Source organism: Paenarthrobacter sp. (genome assembly GCF_031180005.1).
GTDB lineage: Bacteria > Actinomycetota > Actinomycetes > Actinomycetales > Micrococcaceae > Arthrobacter.
Map to the genome: position 1 here is coordinate 23,294 of NZ_JAPSHI010000008.1, position 17,676 is coordinate 40,969.

17 protein-coding genes and 1 tRNA gene are annotated in these 17,676 nt (G+C 62.2%); 15 read left to right on the top strand and 3 right to left on the bottom strand.

Features of this window, described 5'->3' with window-relative positions:
- The first annotated feature begins 1 nt into the window (after position 1).
- The 8 genes from RIF72_RS07945 (at position 2) to RIF72_RS07980 (ending at position 7,239) form a co-directional block, all read left to right on the top strand.
- Positions 2-901: a ScpA family protein gene (locus RIF72_RS07945; protein ID WP_309074292.1), complete on the top strand. Its 900-nt coding sequence runs from the start codon at positions 2-4 to the stop codon at positions 899-901.
- Positions 885-1,550, top strand: a complete 666-nt coding sequence (locus RIF72_RS07950) for an SMC-Scp complex subunit ScpB (protein ID WP_309074293.1) — start codon at positions 885-887, stop codon at positions 1,548-1,550. The genes RIF72_RS07945 and RIF72_RS07950 overlap by 17 nt, the downstream gene beginning before the upstream one ends.
- Positions 1,551-1,701: 151 nt before the next feature.
- Positions 1,702-2,913: a pseudouridine synthase gene (locus tag RIF72_RS07955; RefSeq protein WP_309074294.1), complete on the top strand. Its 1,212-nt coding sequence runs from the start codon at positions 1,702-1,704 to the stop codon at positions 2,911-2,913.
- A gap of 3 nt (positions 2,914-2,916) precedes the next feature.
- The gene (locus RIF72_RS07960) at positions 2,917-4,023 is read left to right on the top strand and encodes a prephenate dehydrogenase (protein ID WP_309074295.1); all 1,107 of its coding nucleotides are present in this window, start codon (positions 2,917-2,919) and stop codon (positions 4,021-4,023) included.
- Positions 4,023-4,736 (top strand): (d)CMP kinase, encoded by a 714-nt coding sequence (gene cmk, locus RIF72_RS07965; RefSeq protein ID WP_309074296.1) that lies wholly within the window; start codon positions 4,023-4,025, stop codon positions 4,734-4,736. The genes RIF72_RS07960 and cmk overlap by 1 nt, the downstream gene beginning before the upstream one ends.
- Positions 4,737-4,764: 28 nt before the next feature.
- Positions 4,765-5,460: a lysophospholipid acyltransferase family protein gene (locus RIF72_RS07970; protein WP_309074391.1), complete on the top strand. Its 696-nt coding sequence runs from the start codon at positions 4,765-4,767 to the stop codon at positions 5,458-5,460.
- 10 nt (positions 5,461-5,470) lie between these two features.
- Complete coding sequence (gene der, locus RIF72_RS07975) at positions 5,471-7,021, top strand: ribosome biogenesis GTPase Der (protein WP_309074297.1); 1,551 nt, start codon at positions 5,471-5,473, stop codon at positions 7,019-7,021.
- A gap of 141 nt (positions 7,022-7,162) precedes the next feature.
- A tRNA-Pro gene (locus RIF72_RS07980) sits at positions 7,163-7,239 on the top strand.
- A 126-nt stretch (positions 7,240-7,365) separates the two neighbouring features.
- On the opposite strand, the gene RIF72_RS07985 is transcribed toward RIF72_RS07980, so the two are convergent.
- On the bottom strand, positions 7,366-7,812 hold the full coding sequence (locus tag RIF72_RS07985; protein WP_309074298.1) for a MarR family transcriptional regulator: 447 nt from the start codon (positions 7,810-7,812) through the stop codon (positions 7,366-7,368).
- Positions 7,813-7,985: 173 nt separating this feature from the next.
- On the opposite strand from RIF72_RS07985, the gene RIF72_RS07990 reads away from it, so the two are divergent.
- On the top strand, positions 7,986-9,194 hold the full coding sequence (locus RIF72_RS07990; protein WP_309074299.1) for an MFS transporter: 1,209 nt from the start codon (positions 7,986-7,988) through the stop codon (positions 9,192-9,194).
- A 72-nt stretch (positions 9,195-9,266) separates the two neighbouring features.
- Here RIF72_RS07990 and RIF72_RS07995 read toward each other — a convergent pair whose 3' ends face one another.
- Positions 9,267-9,848 (bottom strand): hypothetical protein, encoded by a 582-nt coding sequence (locus RIF72_RS07995; protein ID WP_309074300.1) that lies wholly within the window; start codon positions 9,846-9,848, stop codon positions 9,267-9,269.
- A gap of 116 nt (positions 9,849-9,964) precedes the next feature.
- Between RIF72_RS07995 and gcvH the strand changes: the two genes are divergently transcribed.
- From gcvH to RIF72_RS08020, 5 genes are all read left to right on the top strand, one after another.
- On the top strand, positions 9,965-10,351 hold the full coding sequence (gene gcvH / locus RIF72_RS08000; protein ID WP_017200815.1) for a glycine cleavage system protein GcvH: 387 nt from the start codon (positions 9,965-9,967) through the stop codon (positions 10,349-10,351).
- Positions 10,352-10,489: 138 nt separating this feature from the next.
- The gene (locus RIF72_RS08005; RefSeq protein ID WP_309074301.1) at positions 10,490-10,966 is read left to right on the top strand and encodes an FHA domain-containing protein; all 477 of its coding nucleotides are present in this window, start codon (positions 10,490-10,492) and stop codon (positions 10,964-10,966) included.
- Between the two features lie 20 nt (positions 10,967-10,986).
- Positions 10,987-11,703: a MerR family transcriptional regulator gene (locus tag RIF72_RS08010; RefSeq protein ID WP_178995005.1), complete on the top strand. Its 717-nt coding sequence runs from the start codon at positions 10,987-10,989 to the stop codon at positions 11,701-11,703.
- Entirely contained in the window at positions 11,703-12,206 is a 504-nt protein-coding gene (locus RIF72_RS08015; RefSeq protein WP_017200817.1) for a bifunctional nuclease family protein, read from the top strand. Before RIF72_RS08010 ends, RIF72_RS08015 begins: the two co-directional genes overlap by 1 nt.
- Before the next feature lie 235 nt (positions 12,207-12,441).
- Positions 12,442-13,035, top strand: coding sequence for a MerR family transcriptional regulator (locus tag RIF72_RS08020; RefSeq protein ID WP_309074302.1), 594 nt, complete (start codon positions 12,442-12,444; stop codon positions 13,033-13,035).
- 91 nt (positions 13,036-13,126) lie between these two features.
- Here RIF72_RS08020 and RIF72_RS08025 read toward each other — a convergent pair whose 3' ends face one another.
- Positions 13,127-13,936: a ParA family protein gene (locus RIF72_RS08025; protein ID WP_309074303.1), complete on the bottom strand. Its 810-nt coding sequence runs from the start codon at positions 13,934-13,936 to the stop codon at positions 13,127-13,129.
- A 302-nt stretch (positions 13,937-14,238) separates the two neighbouring features.
- Here RIF72_RS08025 and RIF72_RS08030 point away from each other — a divergent pair, with 302 nt between their 5' ends.
- The gene (locus RIF72_RS08030) at positions 14,239-17,634 is read left to right on the top strand and encodes a pyruvate carboxylase (RefSeq protein WP_309074304.1); all 3,396 of its coding nucleotides are present in this window, start codon (positions 14,239-14,241) and stop codon (positions 17,632-17,634) included.
- Positions 17,635-17,676 lie beyond the last annotated feature (42 nt).

The following is a 17,676-nucleotide window of genomic DNA, read 5'->3' on the forward strand; positions in this document are numbered from 1 at the left end:
GGTGGGACCGTCAATCGCCCCCACCGCTGAAGCGGAAGCGCCCGACGCCGGTACCTCCGAAGCCCGTAAGGCCGGTTTCGAGGTACGCCTCGCTAACTTCACGGGTCCCTTTGACCTTCTGCTCGGCCTCATTTCGAAGCACAAGCTGGATATCACCGAGGTGGCGTTGGCCACGGTCACCGATGAATTCATCAAGTACATCCGGCGGCTCCAGGAGCTGGGGGAGGACTGGGCGCTGGATGAAGCCAGCGAGTTCCTGGTGATCGCTGCCACGCTGCTGGATTTGAAGGCGGCGCGCCTCCTGCCTGCCGGTGAGGTTGAGGACGCTGAGGACATTGCGCTCCTTGAGGCGAGGGACCTGCTGTTCGCCCGTCTGCTCCAGTACAAGGCCTTCAAACAGATCGCCGGGATCCTGGGCGGGACACTGGAACAGGAAGCCCGGAGATACCCGCGGCAGGTTGCGCTGGAAGGCCATTTCGCTGCGCTGCTTCCAGAGCTCGTGTGGCGGCACACGCCGGAGCAGTTCGGGGAACTTGCCGCCAAAGCACTTAGACCCAAGGAATCCGCACCTGCCGAGGTGGGCTTGGACCATCTTCACGCTCCGCCGGTGAGCGTCAAGGAACAAGCTGAAATCATGGGCTACCGCTTGAAGCTGGGAGCGCCGTTGTCCTTCCAGGCGTTGATTGCCGACGCCGAAACTACTTTGGTGGTGGTGGCACGTTTCCTGGCGTTGCTGGAGATGTTCCGTGACCGCGTCGTTGCGTTCGAACAGCCCGGGCCGTTGGCTGAGCTGACAGTTCGGTGGACAGGTGACGACGCCGGCTGGGACAGTTCCAGCCTGAGCGAGGAGTACGAATCAGGAACGGAAGCAAATCGAAGCGGGGATGGCACCAGTGAGTGAGCAGGAAGCAGTCGAGGACGGCTTGGCTGAACTGGAAGCCCTGCCCGGCGGTGCGCGGGCAGCGTTGGAGGCGGTCCTTATGGTCATTGATGAGCCGGCCACCTCGGAAGAGCTGGCCGCCGGACTCAACGTGACGGTCGCCGTCGTCGAGGATTTGCTGCAGGACCTGCAGCGGGAGTATAGCGGCTATACTGTTAAAGCCCCGGACGTGGATGCTGTCGGCTTTGCCGCTGCCAGTACTGCACCCCGGGGTTTTGAATTGCGGAACGTCGCCGGTGGGTGGCGGATCTATTCACGGTCGGAATTTGCTGACATCGTGGGCAGGTTCGTCCTCGAGGGGCAGACCACCAGGCTTACTCAGGCAGCGCTTGAGACCCTGGCAGTTATCGCTTACCGGCAACCGGTCTCAAGGGCCCGGGTGTCTGCCATTCGCGGCGTCAACGTCGATTCCGTAGTCCGGACGCTTACCCAGAGGGGTTTGATCGAGGACTCCGGAAACGATCCCGAATCGGGAGCTGTCCTATACCGGACAACCTCGTACTTCCTGGAACGGATGGGCATCGGCTCGGTGGCTGAACTGCCACAGCTCTCGCCGCACCTTCCGGGATTGGAAGGGATCGACGAGTATTACGACGCAAGCCGGATGTAGCCACGGCCCACACCGGCACTGCAAGACAACTTCATACTGATTCACGGCACCTGACCTAGGTGCACAGCGACAAGGGGCAGACGATGTCTGCCCGGCTGGCTAGTGTTGATTTCAACACCAACTGCCGGCCATTACTACACAAGGACGGGTCATGACACAGGCGGGACGCCAGAGTTCACCACGTAACGGTTCGGGACGCAACAGCTCCGGACGCAATGAGGCCAAGGGCGGCACCGGCCGCTCCAACGCCGGCGGCTTCTCCGGCCGCGGCGGCAGCGCCGGCGCTGGAAAGCGCAACTTCACCCAGGGCGAAGGACGCCCCTTCAAGGCATCGAAGCCGCGCGAAGCGGCCCCTTTCGATCCTGACAACCCCACAACTGCGGGCGATTACGATCGCGGCCAAGCAGCCAGGCCCGCAAAGCCTTTCCGTAAGCCAGGCTCCAACAAGCCCGGCTTTGGCAAAGCCCCGGGCACTCCGGGCGCCCTGAAGCCCAAGGCGAAGCCTGCACGGCAGTACGGCTCCAAGGCCTTCGGCAGCGAACGCTTCGGCCAGAACCTGGGCCCCATCCGGAAGCCGGGTCGCAACCGCGGTCCGCGCCAGGAAGTTCCGCAGTCCGACCTTCACGATGTTGACGGCGTTCGCCTGCAGAAGGTCATGGCACAGGCTGGCGTGGCCTCACGCCGAGTGTGCGAGGAAATGATCCTCGAAGGACGCGTCGAGGTTGATGGCGTGGTCACCACCGAACTTGGTATGCGAGTGGACCCAACGTCCGCCGTGATCCACGTCGATGGCATCCGTATCCAGCTGGACGAAACCCTTGTCTACATGGTCTTCAACAAGCCCAAGGGCGTCGTTTCCACCATGGAGGACCCCGAGGGCCGTCCCTGCATCAGCGACTTCCTCAAGAACAACAAGAACAAGGGCGAACGCCTGTTCCACGTCGGCCGCCTCGATGTCGCCACTGAGGGACTGCTGCTGCTGACCAACGACGGCGAACTCGCCAACCGCTTGACGCACCCTTCGTATGAGGTACCCAAGACGTACCTGGTCCAGGTGCGTGGCCCGTTCCCGCAAGGTGTCGGCACAAAGCTGAAGAACGGCGTCGAGCTTGAAGACGGTGTAGCTGCGGTGGATTCCTTCCGCTTGGTGGATTCCACTCCGGGACACGTCCTGATCGAGGTTGTCCTGCACTCGGGCAAGAACCGCATTGTGCGCCGCATGTTCGATGCCGTCGGTTTCCCGGTGGAGCGTCTTGTGCGCGTCAAGGTGGGTCCCATTGGCTTGGGCGATCAGCGCCAGGGCAGCATCCGCAACCTCGGCAGGCAGGAAGTCGGACACCTCCTGGCATCGGTGGGGCTCTAGGGCATGTCGGCATTCGGTACGCACGGCCGGGGCCATCTTGATGGCCCGGTCGTCGTCCTCGGTACGGGCTTGCTTGGAGCCAGCATCGGCCTTGGCCTGCGCGGGCGCGGGGTCCCGGTTTTCCTCTTCGATCCTTCGCCCACCAACCAGGCGGTCGCGGTGGATATCGGTGCGGGACGTCCGTTGGGGGAGTTGGATGAAGAACCCCAGTTGGTAGTGGTCGCGGCTCCGCCGGATGTTACTGCGGACGTCGTGCAGAAGGCACTGGCGGACTACCCGTCAGCCGTCGTGGTCGATATTGCCAGCGTCAAAGCCACCATTCAGGCGCAGTTGCGGGAACGCGGCGGGGACCTTGCCCGCTATGTGGGTACCCACCCCATGGCAGGCAGGGAGAAGTCCGGCCCGGTTGCGGCCAGGGGAGAGCTTTTCACGTCCATGCCCTGGGTGCTTTGCCCTTCCGAAGAAACGTCGGATGCTGCGCTTCAGGCTGCACGTTCGCTTGCGGGGGATCTGGGAGCGATCGTTTCCCAGTTCACCGCGGACGAGCATGACGAAGCCGTGGCGTTGGTGTCGCATCTGCCGCAGATCATGTCTTCCCTTCTGGCGAGCCGTTTGCAAGGCACTCCACTGCATGCCCTCTCCTTGGCTGGCAACGGACTTCGGGACACTACCCGCATTGCAGCCAGCGATCCCACGCTCTGGGTACAGATCCTGGGCGGCAACGCGGAGAAGGTGGTGTCCATCCTGCACGGTGTGCGCGAGGACCTGAACCGTTTGATCGGTACCTTGGAAGAACCGCTTGCACCCGGTGCGCGGCTTGACCTTGCCCAGCTGATCAGCGAGGGGAATGCAGGGCAGGCCCGGATCCCGGGCAAGCACGGCGGACCTCCCCAGGCGTACTCGTGGCTCACCATCCTGGTGGACGACAAGCCTGGCCAGATCGCGCACCTCCTCACGGAGATCGGCGAGATCGGGGTGAACCTTGAAGACCTTCGGCTCGACCATTCGTCGGGACAGAACGTGGGCATGGTGGAGCTTTCCGTGCTTCCGAGCAAACATGACCTCCTTGTTGAAGCTTTGACTGACCGTGGATGGCGGGTACTCCAGTAATGACGCGTGAATTCTTTGGCCCGGAAACCGTTGCCCGTCCGGGCAAGCCGATCGTGATCGCGATTGACGGCCCTTCAGGGTCCGGCAAGTCCAGCGTCAGCAAAGAAGTTGCCCGGCGCTTGAAACTGGCGTACCTGGATACTGGTGCAATGTACCGGGCGCTGACGTGGTACTGCCTCAAGACCGGCGTTGACCTCCATGACGGCGCTGCGGTGGAACAGGCTTCCAAAGTGATGCCGCTGGAGATCAGCACCACTACTGCCACCGAGTATGTGGCAGTTGATGGCACGGACATCACGGACGAAATCCGGGATCCCTTGATCTCGTCCTCGGTCAGTGCTGTCGCCACGACGCTCGGTGCCCGCACCGAGCTGATCCGTCGCCAGCGCGAGCTGATCGATCAGCACCACCGCCGAATGGTGGTGGAGGGACGCGACATCACCACCGTCGTCGTCCCCAATGCTGAGGTCCGCATGCTGTTGACTGCCAGCGAGGAAGCGAGGATGCGGCGTCGTGGGATCCAGCTGGGCGGCACGCAGACCAAAGAACAACTCAATGCACAGGTAATCCAGCGTGACGCCAAGGACTCAACTGTAGTGAACTTCACCCAGGCGGCCGACGGCGTGGTGACACTCGATTCTTCGGACCTGAACTTTGAGGAAACCGTCCAGACCGCCTTGGCGATCGTGAGCAAGGTTATCTATGGTGACTGAGAATCAGCTCCCCTCTGTAGGGACCAAGATGTGGAGCCGGCCGGTTGGTTGGTTCCTGGATCACGTCATCTATCGGACCATCGTGGTGGGCAAAAGTAATGTTCCCGCTGCCGGACCGGTGATATTTGCCGCGAACCACATCAGCTTCCTGGATGGGCCTGTGATGTTCGGTGCGTCGCCGCGCCCCATGCATATCCTCGTTAAGAAGGAGATGTTCAAGGGCTTCCTGGGCTCAGTCCTGAGGGGATCCGGACAGATTCCGGTGGACCGCTCCGGTGACCGCACCGCCCTGCATGTGGGCAAGAAATTGCTCGACGCCGGTCGTTGCGTAGGGATTCTTCCCGAAGGTACCCGGGGGAGCGGCTCTGCTGAAAGCATCAGCAATGGAGTTGCATGGCTCGCCCTCAACTCGGGAGCTACCGTCATCCCTGTGGCCATCCTCGGAACCCGCCAAGGTGATGAGCATCGAGACCATATCCCTAAACCCCGCCGCAAGCTCCATGTCAGCTTCGGCGAACCCATTACGGTGAAGCGCCGGAAGGGCGAACCCGGGCGTGTTTCAATGGACAGGGCGGCTGCGGAGATCCGTGAAGCCCTCGCCGAACACGTCCAGGACGCCATCCGGGCCACAGGCCAGGGCCTTCCCCTGGAACCTGCGCCCGGTGAATCCACTTCGCAGCACCGCCATACAGCAGTAGCCGGGACGCCGGCAGACCACCACTAAGGAAAGTGCAATGAGCGATACGACTCAAAAATCCGGCCTCCACGGAGCCGGCGACGACGAATACACGCCCACCGGCACCGACCAGGTGGCGGAAAACCTGGCGGCCCTGGACGATGACGAGGCCGAGCTCCGCGCAGCCACCCTCCGGGCCGGCTTGGACGATTACGAACTCGACGAAGAAGATGCAGCGCTGCTCAGCGGCGAATACGGCGATGAAGGCGATGAAGGTCCCCTCAAGCTGGACCCCGTTTTGGCCATCATTGGCCGCCCGAACGTGGGTAAGTCAACGTTGGTCAACCGCATCCTTGGCCGCCGCGAAGCCGTTGTTGAGGACACCCCGGGCGTTACCCGCGACCGCGTCATGTACTCGGCGCGCTGGAACGGCCGCAACTTCACCCTGGTGGACACCGGTGGCTGGGAGCATGATGCCAAGGGCATCCACGCCCGCGTGGCCGAGCAGGCCGAAATGGCCGTTGAGCTTGCCGACGCCGTGCTTTTCGTCGTTGACTCCGCCGTTGGCGCAACCGCTACTGATGAGGGCGTCATGAAGATGCTCCGCAAGAGCAAGAAGCCGGTCATCATGGTGGCCAACAAGGTGGACGACTTCGCACAGGAGGCCGATTCCGCTGCACTGTGGGGCTTGGGCTTCGGCCAGCCGTACCCGGTTTCGGCTCTGCACGGCCGTGGCGTTGCCGACCTCCTGGACCACGTCATGGACACCCTGCCCGAGTACTCGCTGGTGGAAGGCGTGGAGCGTTCCGGCGGCCCTCGCCGTATCGCCTTGATCGGTCGTCCGAACGTCGGCAAGTCCTCGCTGCTGAACAAGCTTGCCGGGTCGGAGCGCGTTGTGGTGGATCCGCTGGCCGGCACCACCCGTGACCCGGTTGACGAATTCATCGAACTTGGCGACCGCACGTGGCGCTTCGTGGACACCGCAGGCATCCGCCGCCGCCAGCACATGGCACAGGGCGCCGACTTCTACGCTTCCCTGCGTACGCAGGCCGCCCTCGAAAAGGCGGAGGTCGCCGTCGTGCTTCTTGCCGTCGACGAGGTCCTCAGCGAGCAGGACGTCCGTATCCTGCAGTTGGCCATTGAGTCCGGCCGTGCGCTGGTGCTCGCGTTCAACAAGTGGGACCTCCTGGATGATGAGCGCCGCCGTTACCTGGAGCGTGAAATCGAGCAGGACCTTGCCCACGTGGAGTGGGCACCCCGCGTGAATATCTCGGCCAAGACCGGCTGGCACAAGGAGCGCCTTGTCCCCGCGCTGGACATTGCGCTGGAGAGCTGGGACCGCCGTATCCCCACCGGACGCCTCAACGCGTTCCTGGGCGAACTCGTGGCAGCGCATCCGCACCCGGTCCGTGGCGGAAAGCAGCCCCGTATCCTCTTCGGCACCCAGGCATCCAGCCGCCCGCCGAAGTTCGTGCTGTTCACCACCGGCTTCCTGGATCCCGGATACCGTCGCTTTATCACGCGTCGCCTCCGCGAAACGTTCGGCTTCGAGGGTACGCCCATCGAGGTCAACATGCGCGTGCGCGAGAAGCGTGGCAAGAAGCGCTAAATGAGACGGGCATCACAGCGCACTTTGGCTGTGATGGCGTCTCCAACCTCCAACTTCGTGTAAGCTTTTGGAGGTGGTTCGGCCGGACTGCTTAGGTGGGACTCTTCGGAGGAAAACTTAGGCGGAGAACGGTGGAACCAGCGGGCTGTAGCGCAGCTTGGTAGCGCACTTGACTGGGGGTCAAGGGGTCGCAGGTTCAAATCCTGTCAGCCCGACCATAGAGGCCGGAATCACGTGGAAACACGATGATTCCGGCCTTTGGTCGTTAACGAAACTTTGGTCTCCATCTTGTTTGCATCACCCTGCCGTGAACGCCGGGGGATGCAAACAAGACCAGAACCGGGCTAAACCTTCTGTAGCGCGCCGAGCGCCCTCACCAGCGGTTGCAGCTCCGGCACGGAATCGGCCGTCTCAAGGGCCGAGGCAAGGGTCTGGTCGTGCACAGGCTTGGCCGCCTCGAGGAGCTTCTGGCCGGGTACCGTGAGCTCGGTGTAAATGCCGCGGCGGTCGTCGGCACACAGGATGCGGGTGAGCAGACCCCTGTCCTCAAGCCGGTTGACCAGCCGGGTGGTAGCGCTGCTGGACAGGGCAGTGGCGCGTGCCAGCTGCTGCATGCGCATGTGCCAGCCGTCCTGGCGACTCAGCGCATCCAGCACCGTGTACTCCACTACCGACAGCTCACTGGAGGCCTGGAGTGCCTTCTCCAGCTCGGCTTCTATGCTTCCGTGCAGGGCGGCAAGGGTTCGCCAACCCTGTGCCCGTACTTCTACGGCGTCATCCTTGATGCCCATGTCTACTGTGCTCCTGCCTTGACGTGGTGTAGATCCGGACGCGTCACAAGTAGTTGCTTGCGCAAGTATCTAGCGTGTGCAACTATATATAAAGCGTCTGCAACTATTATTCTACGGTTCCCGACGACGCACTTCCACTTTCTGGTCGGGGCCGCACTTTTAAGGAGCACCACATGCCCGCAGGGTTGATTGCCCTTGCCCTCGGCGGATTCGGTATTGGACTGACCGAGTTCGTGATCATGGGCCTCTTACCTGAGGTTGCTGCCGACTTCCAGGTCAGCGAGGCCTCGGCCGGCTGGTTCATCTCCGGCTACGCGCTCAGCGTCACCGTTGGTGCACTTCTGGTGACGGCTGCAGTCACCAGGCTGCCGCGAAAGCCGGTTCTCATCGGACTGCTTGTACTGTTCATCGCCGGCAACTTCCTGTCCGCAATAGCCGACAGCTACGCGGCAATGATGATCGGCCGCATCATCGCAGCGCTCTGCCACGGAGCGTTCTTCGGCATCGGTTCCGTGGTTGCCGCCAGCCTGGTGCCCGCACACAGGAAAGCGGGGGCCATTGCCATCATGTTCACTGGCCTCACTGCGGCCAACGTCCTTGGTGTTCCCTTCGGAACGCTGCTGGGCCAAAACTTCGGCTGGCGCTCAACCTTCTGGGCGATCACCGTCATCGGTGTTGTGGCACTGATCGGCATTGCCCTGATGGTCCCCAAGGCCAGCGTGGAACCCACCAAGGGTCTCCGCAGCGAGCTGGGCGCGTTCAAGTCCGGTCAGGTCTGGCTCTCCATCACGGTGACCATCCTCGGGTTCGGCGGCATGTTCGGTGCCTTCACCTACATTGCTTTCACCCTCACCGAGGTGTCAGGATTCGAATCCGGCGCCGTGCCGTGGCTCTTGGTGCTCTTTGGTGGCGGCCTGTTCGTTGGCAACTTCCTCGGTGGCAAGGCCGCCGACAAAGCCCTGGACATGACACTCATTGTCATCCTTGTCGGGCTGGTGGCGGTGCTGGTCTTTTTCGCCCTCACCGCTTCCAATAGCATCGCCACCTTGGTGTCACTGGCGCTCATGGGCGGCTTCGGATTCGCCACCGTACCAGGCCTCCAGATGCGCGTGATGCACTTTGCTTCCACGGCGCCAACGCTCGCATCAGGCGCGAACATCGGCGCTTTCAACCTCGGCAACGCACTCGGGGCCTGGCTCGGTGGCGTAACCATCACGGCAGGGCTCGGCTACACCTCGCCCATCTGGGCTGGAGCCGGAATTACGGTTGCCGCGCTGCTGGTCATGCTGGCGGCGGCTGCAGCAGCAAAGCGCAGGGGAGTGGCGGCACCTGCTGTAACTTCCGACGTCGAACGCGAACCACGTGAGGCCCCCGTCGCCTGACGCTGGACTACAAAGCAAGGCCCCAACACGAAGAAGCCCGCCATGGATATCCCATGGCGGGCTTCCTGCGTCCTAGGCGCTGGGTGTGGTGTCCTGCGCTTCTGCTTCGGCGCTCTTGCCAGCTCTGACGCGTTGGTTCTCTGCTTGCCTGAGCACTTTCATTTGCTTGCCCCGGCGGCGCCACAGCGCCCACAGAATTGTGACTGCAATGAAGACCACCACGGCGGTAACAGCGGAGATGGCTGTCCAGGTTGTGAAGAATCCTGCATCCACGCTTAAGGTCCTCTGGCCGGCGTGGGCTGACTCCGTGCTGCCGAAGACGATCCCGGCGGTGAGCAGGTTGGGTGTGGCGATAGCGACGGCAACCAGGACAATAACGATTTTCCATGGCCAAGACACCGCCTTACGGGTGGCCTGCCACGCTACGAGGAGCGGAATGAACGTGAAGACGAAGCCGTAGAACATTCCCACCAGGACGCTGGCTCCCAGGTCGCGCCGGATCTGTCCCGCGATGACATCGGACCACCAGCGGGGAAGGATTGCCCCGAGGATGAAGTAGGCGGCCACGGCGACAAGTACTGCCACCAGGATCAGGATTATTTTTACGCCCCAATTGCGCTTTTTCCGAGCTGGTACTTGTGCTTGTTCGGTCATGGGTCAATCATGGCAGAGACCCCATCAGGTGCAGGGGAAATGTGCCTATACTTTCAGCGGTGGCCATCAGCAAGGCCGCCGTCGAGGTTCGTAAATGTCCCGATGAAAGGCCACCAGTGAGCAATATTCCGGAAGAACTTTCCTATACCGCAGAACACGAATGGGTTACCGCTCCTGATGCAGACGGCGTAGTGCGTATTGGCATCACCGACTTCGCACAGGACGCCTTGGGTGATGTTGTCTACGCCCAGATGCCTGAGCCGGGGACGAAGGTCACCGGCAACGAAGTTGTTGGCGAGGTGGAGTCCACCAAGAGTGTTAGTGATATCTACGCTCCGGTGACTGGTGAAGTCACCAACCGAAATGACGCCTTGGACACCGATCCGGCCCTTATTAACTCGGACCCGTACGGCGAGGGATGGCTAATTGAAGTAAAGCTGGCAGAAGCTGATGCAGTGGATTCCCTGCTCAGTGCATCGGAGTACGAACAACAGGTAGGCTAAAGTTATCTGGCCCGTCAGGCCGCTTTCCCATAACCGGGAAAGCGGGACGGCGGGCCAGCAACCGATTTGCCCGGCGGTACCGGGATGCGGAAGTGGCCGGCAGGGTTTCGAACTGCCGGCGGATGAGGAGGAAATTCCATGGTTGGCGGCGAACAGAATCAAGCCAATGTCGGGAACGGCGCGGAGGAACAGCCGACGTCGGAGACCACCTCGATCAGCATCACGCCAACGTGGGACGAGCCAAGCATTGCCCCCAAGTTGGCTCCTGAAGAGCGTGCATCCGTAGACGCACTTCCGCCGAACTCGGCTTTGCTCATTGCGCACAGTGGTCCCAACGCAGGCGCTCGTTTCCTGCTGGACGCGGACACCACTACTGCTGGCCGGCACCCGGATGCCGACATCTTCCTCGATGACGTCACGGTGTCCCGCAAGCATGTTCAGTTCATCCGGACGGCGTCCGGCTTCGAGCTGGTGGACATGGGAAGCCTCAATGGAACGTATGTCAACCACGACCGCGTGGACCGCGTGCACCTGAAGAGCGGCAACGAGGTACAGATCGGCAAGTTCCGGTTGACCTACTACATGAGCCCTGTTCGCGCAGCAGGCCAAGTCTGACGGGGTATCTGCCTGTGGCTATGGCCCAGCAGGACCGTCGCGGACCGCAGGTCCTGAATATCGGGGAAGTCCTTGCCCAGCTGAGCGACGACTTTCCTGGTATGACGGCGTCCAAGATCCGTTTCCTGGAGGAAAAAGGCCTCATCAACCCGAAGAGGACTCCTGCCGGTTACCGGCAGTACTCGGACAGCGACGTTGAGCGGCTCCGTTTTGTCCTCGCTCTTCAGCGTGATCAGTACCTGCCGCTGAAGGTCATCAAGGATTATCTCGATGCCATCGACCGCGGTGAGAGGCCGGAGAATCTCCCTCCGGGTGTCACGGTGTCTCCCAGGGTGGTATCGGCGGAAATGGCAGCCGAAGTGCAAGGGCGGGCCCGCGCGCTCACTGAAGAGCAGCTGCGTGCCGAGTCGGGTGCCAGCGTCCCCCTGCTTGAGTCCCTGTTGAGTTTTGGACTGATCACCCACGTTGGCGGCAAATTTGACGAACACGCACTCCAGGTAGCGAGGGCATGTGTCCAACTGGAAGGACACGGCCTCGAGCCCCGGCATCTTCGTCCCTTCCAGGCCGCAGCTGAACGGGAGTTCGGCTTGGTAGAAAGGGCCGTTGCGCCGTTGACATCGCGGCGGGACGCGGCGTCGCAGGCTCGTGCCGCCGAGGCTGCCCGTGAGATCAGTGATCTCTGCCTAACCCTGCACAGGGCCTTGGTGCACGACCGTATCTCCCGGATGGACAGCTGATGATCGAAGTCGAAATCGTCGGTGTCCGGATCGAACTGCCGTCCAACCAGCCGCTGGTACTCCTCCGGGAGATCAACGGTGAACGGCATGTTCCGATCTGGATCGGGACTCCTGAAGCCAGCGCCATTGCCTTGGCGCAGCAGGGCGTTGTCCCGCCCCGGCCTATGACGCACGACCTCTTGGTTGATGTTGTCGAATCCTTGGGCCACTCCATCATCAGCGTGAACATTGTGGCCGTGGAGGACAACATCTTCTATGGGCAGCTGCAGTTCGACGACGGCACGGTAGTAAGTTCAAGGGCTTCGGATGCATTGGCTTTGGCATTGAGAGCCAAATGCCGTATCTGGTGCGCCGATGCGGTCATGGAAGAAGCCGGTGTCCGCATCACTGAGCACGATGAAGGCGAAGACTCGGAACCGGATCCCGCAGTGGACGAAGAACGCGAGATGCGTCGCTTCCGTGAGTTCCTTGATGACGTGGAACCGGAAGATTTCGAAGGCTGAGCCACCCTAAGTCTAAAGTTGAGGGTGAAACTTTCGACACGACAGGATTTTGGAGCCAAGGTCTTTGACCTCGGCCCCTCTCGGGCCTAACGTCGAAGTTATCAAGTTCCCGTTGCATACACTGCCGCCGCAAGTCACACTGGAAGGTGCGGACTTGCGGGAATTACACTGCTGCATTTCGCCGTTGTATCAGAGTATGCACCGTCCCCAAGGGAACTGAGAACAAGGAGGTCACGTGAGTCCGAAAGGCGAAGCAGGCGAGCTGAAGCAGTCCTCTGCCGGCATTGCTGCGCCCGCATCCGGCGCCCAAGGTTTGCTCTTCACGGAGGACCTTCCCGTGCTGGACGAGGACGCGGGCTACCGCGGTCCCACTGCATGCAAAGCTGCAGGCATCACCTACCGCCAACTCGACTACTGGGCACGTACGGGCTTGGTTGAGCCTGCTGTCCGTGGCGCTGCGGGCTCCGGTTCCCAACGTCTCTACGGCTTCCGGGACATCCTTGTCCTGAAGGTAGTCAAGCGCCTCCTCGATACGGGCGTCTCCCTCCAACAGATCCGCAGTGCAGTCGAACACCTTCGCGAGAGGGGCGTCGAGGACCTGGCGCAGATCACGCTGATGAGCGATGGCGCGAGCGTCTACGAGTGTACATCCGCTGATGAGGTCATCGACCTCGTCCAGGGCGGACAGGGCGTCTTCGGCATCGCCGTCGGGCGCGTATGGCGGGAAGTTGAGGGAAGCCTGGCCGCGCTTCCGAGCGAGCATGCCGTGGAGCAGTCCTTTCCCGACGACGAATTGAGCAAACGCCGCGTCGCGCGCCGAATCGGCTAAACACTCCGGACCCCTGAATTCAGCCAAAAGAAGGCCTCGTCCCTGTGGGGGCGAGGCCTTCTTTTTGTTTAGCGTGCTGAGGCGGACGCGCTCAGCGCTGTCGGCGGTCCCGCGTCGGAGACTTTCCAGCGAGGAGGTTCTCAAGGAGGGCGTCAAAGAGTTTGGCAGCGTTCTTGGCAGAGTCTCCGGGCCAGTGGTGGACCGAATGTGCTGCACCCTGGATCTGCTGCCAATTGGCCTGCTCCGGAATGTGCGGCGTCAGGAGCAACTCGCCGAACATGGATTCCATTTCAGTCAAGCGGAAGGTGTGCTCCGCGGACCCGGTGCGCACCCGGTTGGCTACGATCCCTGCCGGGGCCAGGTTTGGAGCGAACTCCTGCCGGAACAATTGAATGGCCCTCATGGTGCGCTCCGTGCCGGCCACTGAGAAGAGCCCGGGCTCCGCGACGAGGACTACGCGATCGCTCGCGCTCCAAGCCATGCGCGTCAGTCCGTTGAGGGACGGAGGGCAGTCGACGAGGACGAGTTCGTAGTTGGTGGTGCCTGCCAGGACGGCGGACAGCCTGCGAAGGTCACGTCGGCCCAGATCCGGCCGATCATAGATTCCAGTGAAGGCCGAACCCACTGCGACGTCCAAGGTGCCGCTGATCGATCCGTTGGTAACCCAGGAGCTGCCGGCCACATTGCCGGCGAGGTTGGCTTTTCGGGGGCTTTTCAGCATTCGGCCGATGTCGAGTTGCCCGCCTGGCTGGACGCCAAGTGCCGTGGTGGCGTCGGCGTGTGGATCGAGATCCACCACCAACGTGCGAATGCCGGCTGCGAGGGCCGCTGACGCCAGACCGGTGGTCACGGACGTCTTTCCCACTCCACCCTTGAGGCTGCTGATGCTGACTACTTGCACTTGAAAACCCAAAACCTAACGCCGGTTGCCGTGTCGCGCTGATTCGCTCCGGAAGCGCCGGAGCCGGGGCTTGCCGAAGCCCCTTGAACATCATATGGTGCATCGCGGTTGATTCCCGCTTTCTACGCGCCAGGCCGCTTGGGATAAGCGGCGGCAATAGCATGCGGCCGGATCGCGCGCACGCATATACAGCGCAGATGACGATTCCTTTGTGATGGTTGCCACAAAGATTTGTGTTTGATGCTGGCGGCACTACACACTGTGACCACCGACCGATCCACCCGCAATGATGCAGGAGAAGTATGTTTTCGAAAATTCTGGTGGCCAATCGCGGCGAAATCGCGATCAGGGCGTTTCGCGCTGGTTATGAACTGGGCGCCAAGACCGTAGCCGTCTTTCCGCATGAGGACCGTAACTCGATCCACCGGCAGAAGGCCGACGAAGCTTACCTGATCGGCGAGGTGGGCCATCCCGTCCGCGCCTACCTGGACGTTGAGGAGGTTGTCCGCGTCGCCAAAGAAGCCGGCGCTGACGCCATTTATCCCGGCTATGGCTTCCTCTCCGAGAACCCGGACCTCGCGCGTGCTGCGAAGGCAGCGGGAATTACTTTCGTGGGTCCGCCTGCGGAGGTCCTTGAGCTCGCAGGTAACAAGGTTGCCGCCCTGGAAGCCGCGCGGAAGGCCGGCGTTCCGGTCTTGAAGTCGAGCAAGCCCTCCAAGGACCTTGACGAGCTCATCGCTGCCGCCGACGAGATCGGCTTCCCCATCTTCGCCAAGGCCGTTGCCGGCGGTGGTGGCCGTGGAATGCGTCGTGTGGAGACGCGCGAAGCCCTCCCCGAAGCATTGCAGTCCGCCATGCGCGAAGCTGACGCAGCTTTTGGCGACCCCACCATGTTCCTTGAGCAGGCAGTTCTGCGTCCCCGCCACATCGAAGTGCAGATCCTGGCCGATGCCGAAGGCAACGTCATGCACCTCTTCGAGCGTGACTGTTCGCTGCAGCGCCGCCACCAGAAAGTGGTGGAAATCGCACCCGCACCGAACCTGGATGAGAACATCCGCCAGGCTCTTTACCGCGACGCCGTGGCATTCGCGAAGGCCTTGAACTATGTCAACGCCGGAACGGTGGAGTTCCTGGTGGACACGGAGGGGGAGAGGGCCGGCCAGCACGTCTTCATCGAGATGAACCCCCGCATCCAGGTGGAGCACACCGTCACAGAGGAAATCACCGATGTTGACCTCGTGCAGGCCCAGATGCGGATCGCGTCAGGCGAAACCCTTGCGGACCTGGGGCTGAGCCAGGATTCGGTGTCCATCAAGGGTGCTGCCCTGCAGTGCCGCATCACCACCGAAGACCCGTCCAACGGATTCCGTCCTGACGTGGGAAAGATCACCGGCTACCGTTCCGCCGGTGGCGCCGGTGTCAGGCTCGACGGCGGTACGGTCTACTCGGGTGCCGAGATCAGCCCGCACTTCGATTCCATGCTGGTGAAGTTGACCTGCCGGGGCCGCGACTACCCTGCGGCTGTAGCCCGCGCGCGTCGTGGTTTGGCTGAGTTCCGTATCCGTGGCGTGTCCACCAACATTCCATTCCTGCAGGCTGTTCTCGCGGATCCGGACTTCAACGCCGGAAACGTGGCCACGGACTTCATTGACAAGCGCCCTGAACTGCTGAAGTCGCACATCTCCGCAGACCGTGGCACCAAGTTGCTCACCTGGTTGGCTGAAGTCACCGTCAACAAGCCCAACGGCGAGCTCGCTGTCCATTCGGACCCTGCCAGCAAGCTGCCGGCGATCGACGGCCCGGTTCCTACGTCGGGTTCGCGCCAAAAGTTGATCGAACTTGGACCGGAGGGCTTTGCCAAGGCACTCCGTGAGCAGCAGGCGCTGGCTGTCACGGACACCACGTTCCGCGACGCGCACCAGTCCCTGCTGGCAACACGAGTGCGCACCCGCGACCTCGTGGCCGCCGGTCCGGCCGTGACGGCACTCATGCCCGAGCTGCTTTCCGTGGAGGCCTGGGGCGGTGCAACTTACGACGTCGCACTCCGCTTCCTGGGTGAGGACCCGTGGGACCGTCTGGCTGCATTGCGCAAGGCGTTGCCGAACACCTGTATACAGATGCTGCTCCGGGGACGTAACACCGTGGGCTACACTCCGTACCCGGAAGAAGTGACAGAGGCCTTCGTTAACGAGGCTGCCGCTACGGGCATCGACATCTTCCGAATCTTTGACGCTCTCAACGACGTCAACCAGATGGCCCCCGCCATCCGGGCCGTGCGTGCAACGGGGACGGCCGTCGCTGAGGTGGCTCTTTGCTACACAGGCAACCTCCTGGACCCGAACGAGGACCTCTACACCCTCGACTACTACCTGGACCTCGCCCAGAAGATCGTCGACGCCGGTGCACACATCCTCGCCATCAAGGACATGGCAGGTCTCCTGCGTCCGGCTGCTGCCGCGAAGCTGGTTTCTGCCCTGCGTGAGCGCTTCGACCTGCCGGTGCACGTGCACACCCACGACACCGCGGGTGGCCAGCTTGCCACACTGCTGGCTGCTGTCGAGGCTGGCGTGGATGCCGTTGACGTGGCATCTGCATCCCTGGCCGGCACCACAAGCCAGCCCGCCGCATCGGCGCTGGTCGCTGCATTGGCCAACACACCCCGCGATACCGGGCTCAGCCTGGCCAACGTCGGTGCCCTTGAGCCTTACTGGGAAGCCGTCCGTCGCGTCTATGCCCCCTTCGAATCCGGTCTTCCGGGTCCCACTGGCCGCGTCTACCAGCACGAAATCCCCGGCGGCCAGCTGTCAAACCTTCGCCAGCAGGCCATCGCCTTGGGCCTTGGGGAACAGTTTGAGGCCATCGAGGACATGTACACGGCAGCTGACCGTATTCTGGGACGCCTGGTGAAGGTCACTCCATCCTCCAAGGTGGTAGGCGATCTCGCCTTGCACCTCGTAGGACTCAACGCCGATCCCGCGGACTTCAACGAGAACCCGCAGAACTACGACATCCCGGACTCCGTCATCGGCTTCCTGTCCGGTGAACTCGGTGATCCCCCCGGAGGCTGGCCTGAGCCGTTCCGCACCAAGGCCCTTCAAGGCCGCAGCGTCAAGGTGCGCGACGTCGAGATCAGCGCTGAGGACAGTGCAGCGCTCAAGGGTGACTCCAAGACGCGCCAGCACACGCTGAACCGTTTGCTCTTCGCAGGACCCACCAAGGACTACCTGAAGAGCGTTGACACTTACGGGAACATCTCCGTGCTGGACACCCGCGACTACCTGTACGGTCTCCAGCAGGGCGCAGAGCACGTCATCGAGCTGGAGAAGGGTGTTCGCCTCATTGCCCAGCTTGAGGCTGTCTCCGAGGCCGACGAGAAGGGCATGCGCACCGTAATGTGCACGCTCAATGGCCAGTCCAGGCCCGTTGTTGTTCGTGACCGTTCGGTGGTCAGCAACGTCAAGGCAGCAGAGAAAGCGGATACGGCACAGCCCGGCCAGGTTGCCGCCCCGTTTGCCGGTGCAGTTACGGTGACGGTCAAGGTGGGCGATGTTGTCAACGCCGGCGACACCGTTGCCACCATTGAGGCGATGAAGATGGAAGCGTCCATCACGACGCCGGTGGCCGGCACGGTCTCCCGCCTCGCCATTTCCTCGGTTGAGCAGGTCCAAGGCGGCGACTTGCTGCTGGTGATCGGCTAGCCATCCACCCAAAAAAGTACCCCGTCCGGAAGAATCCGGACG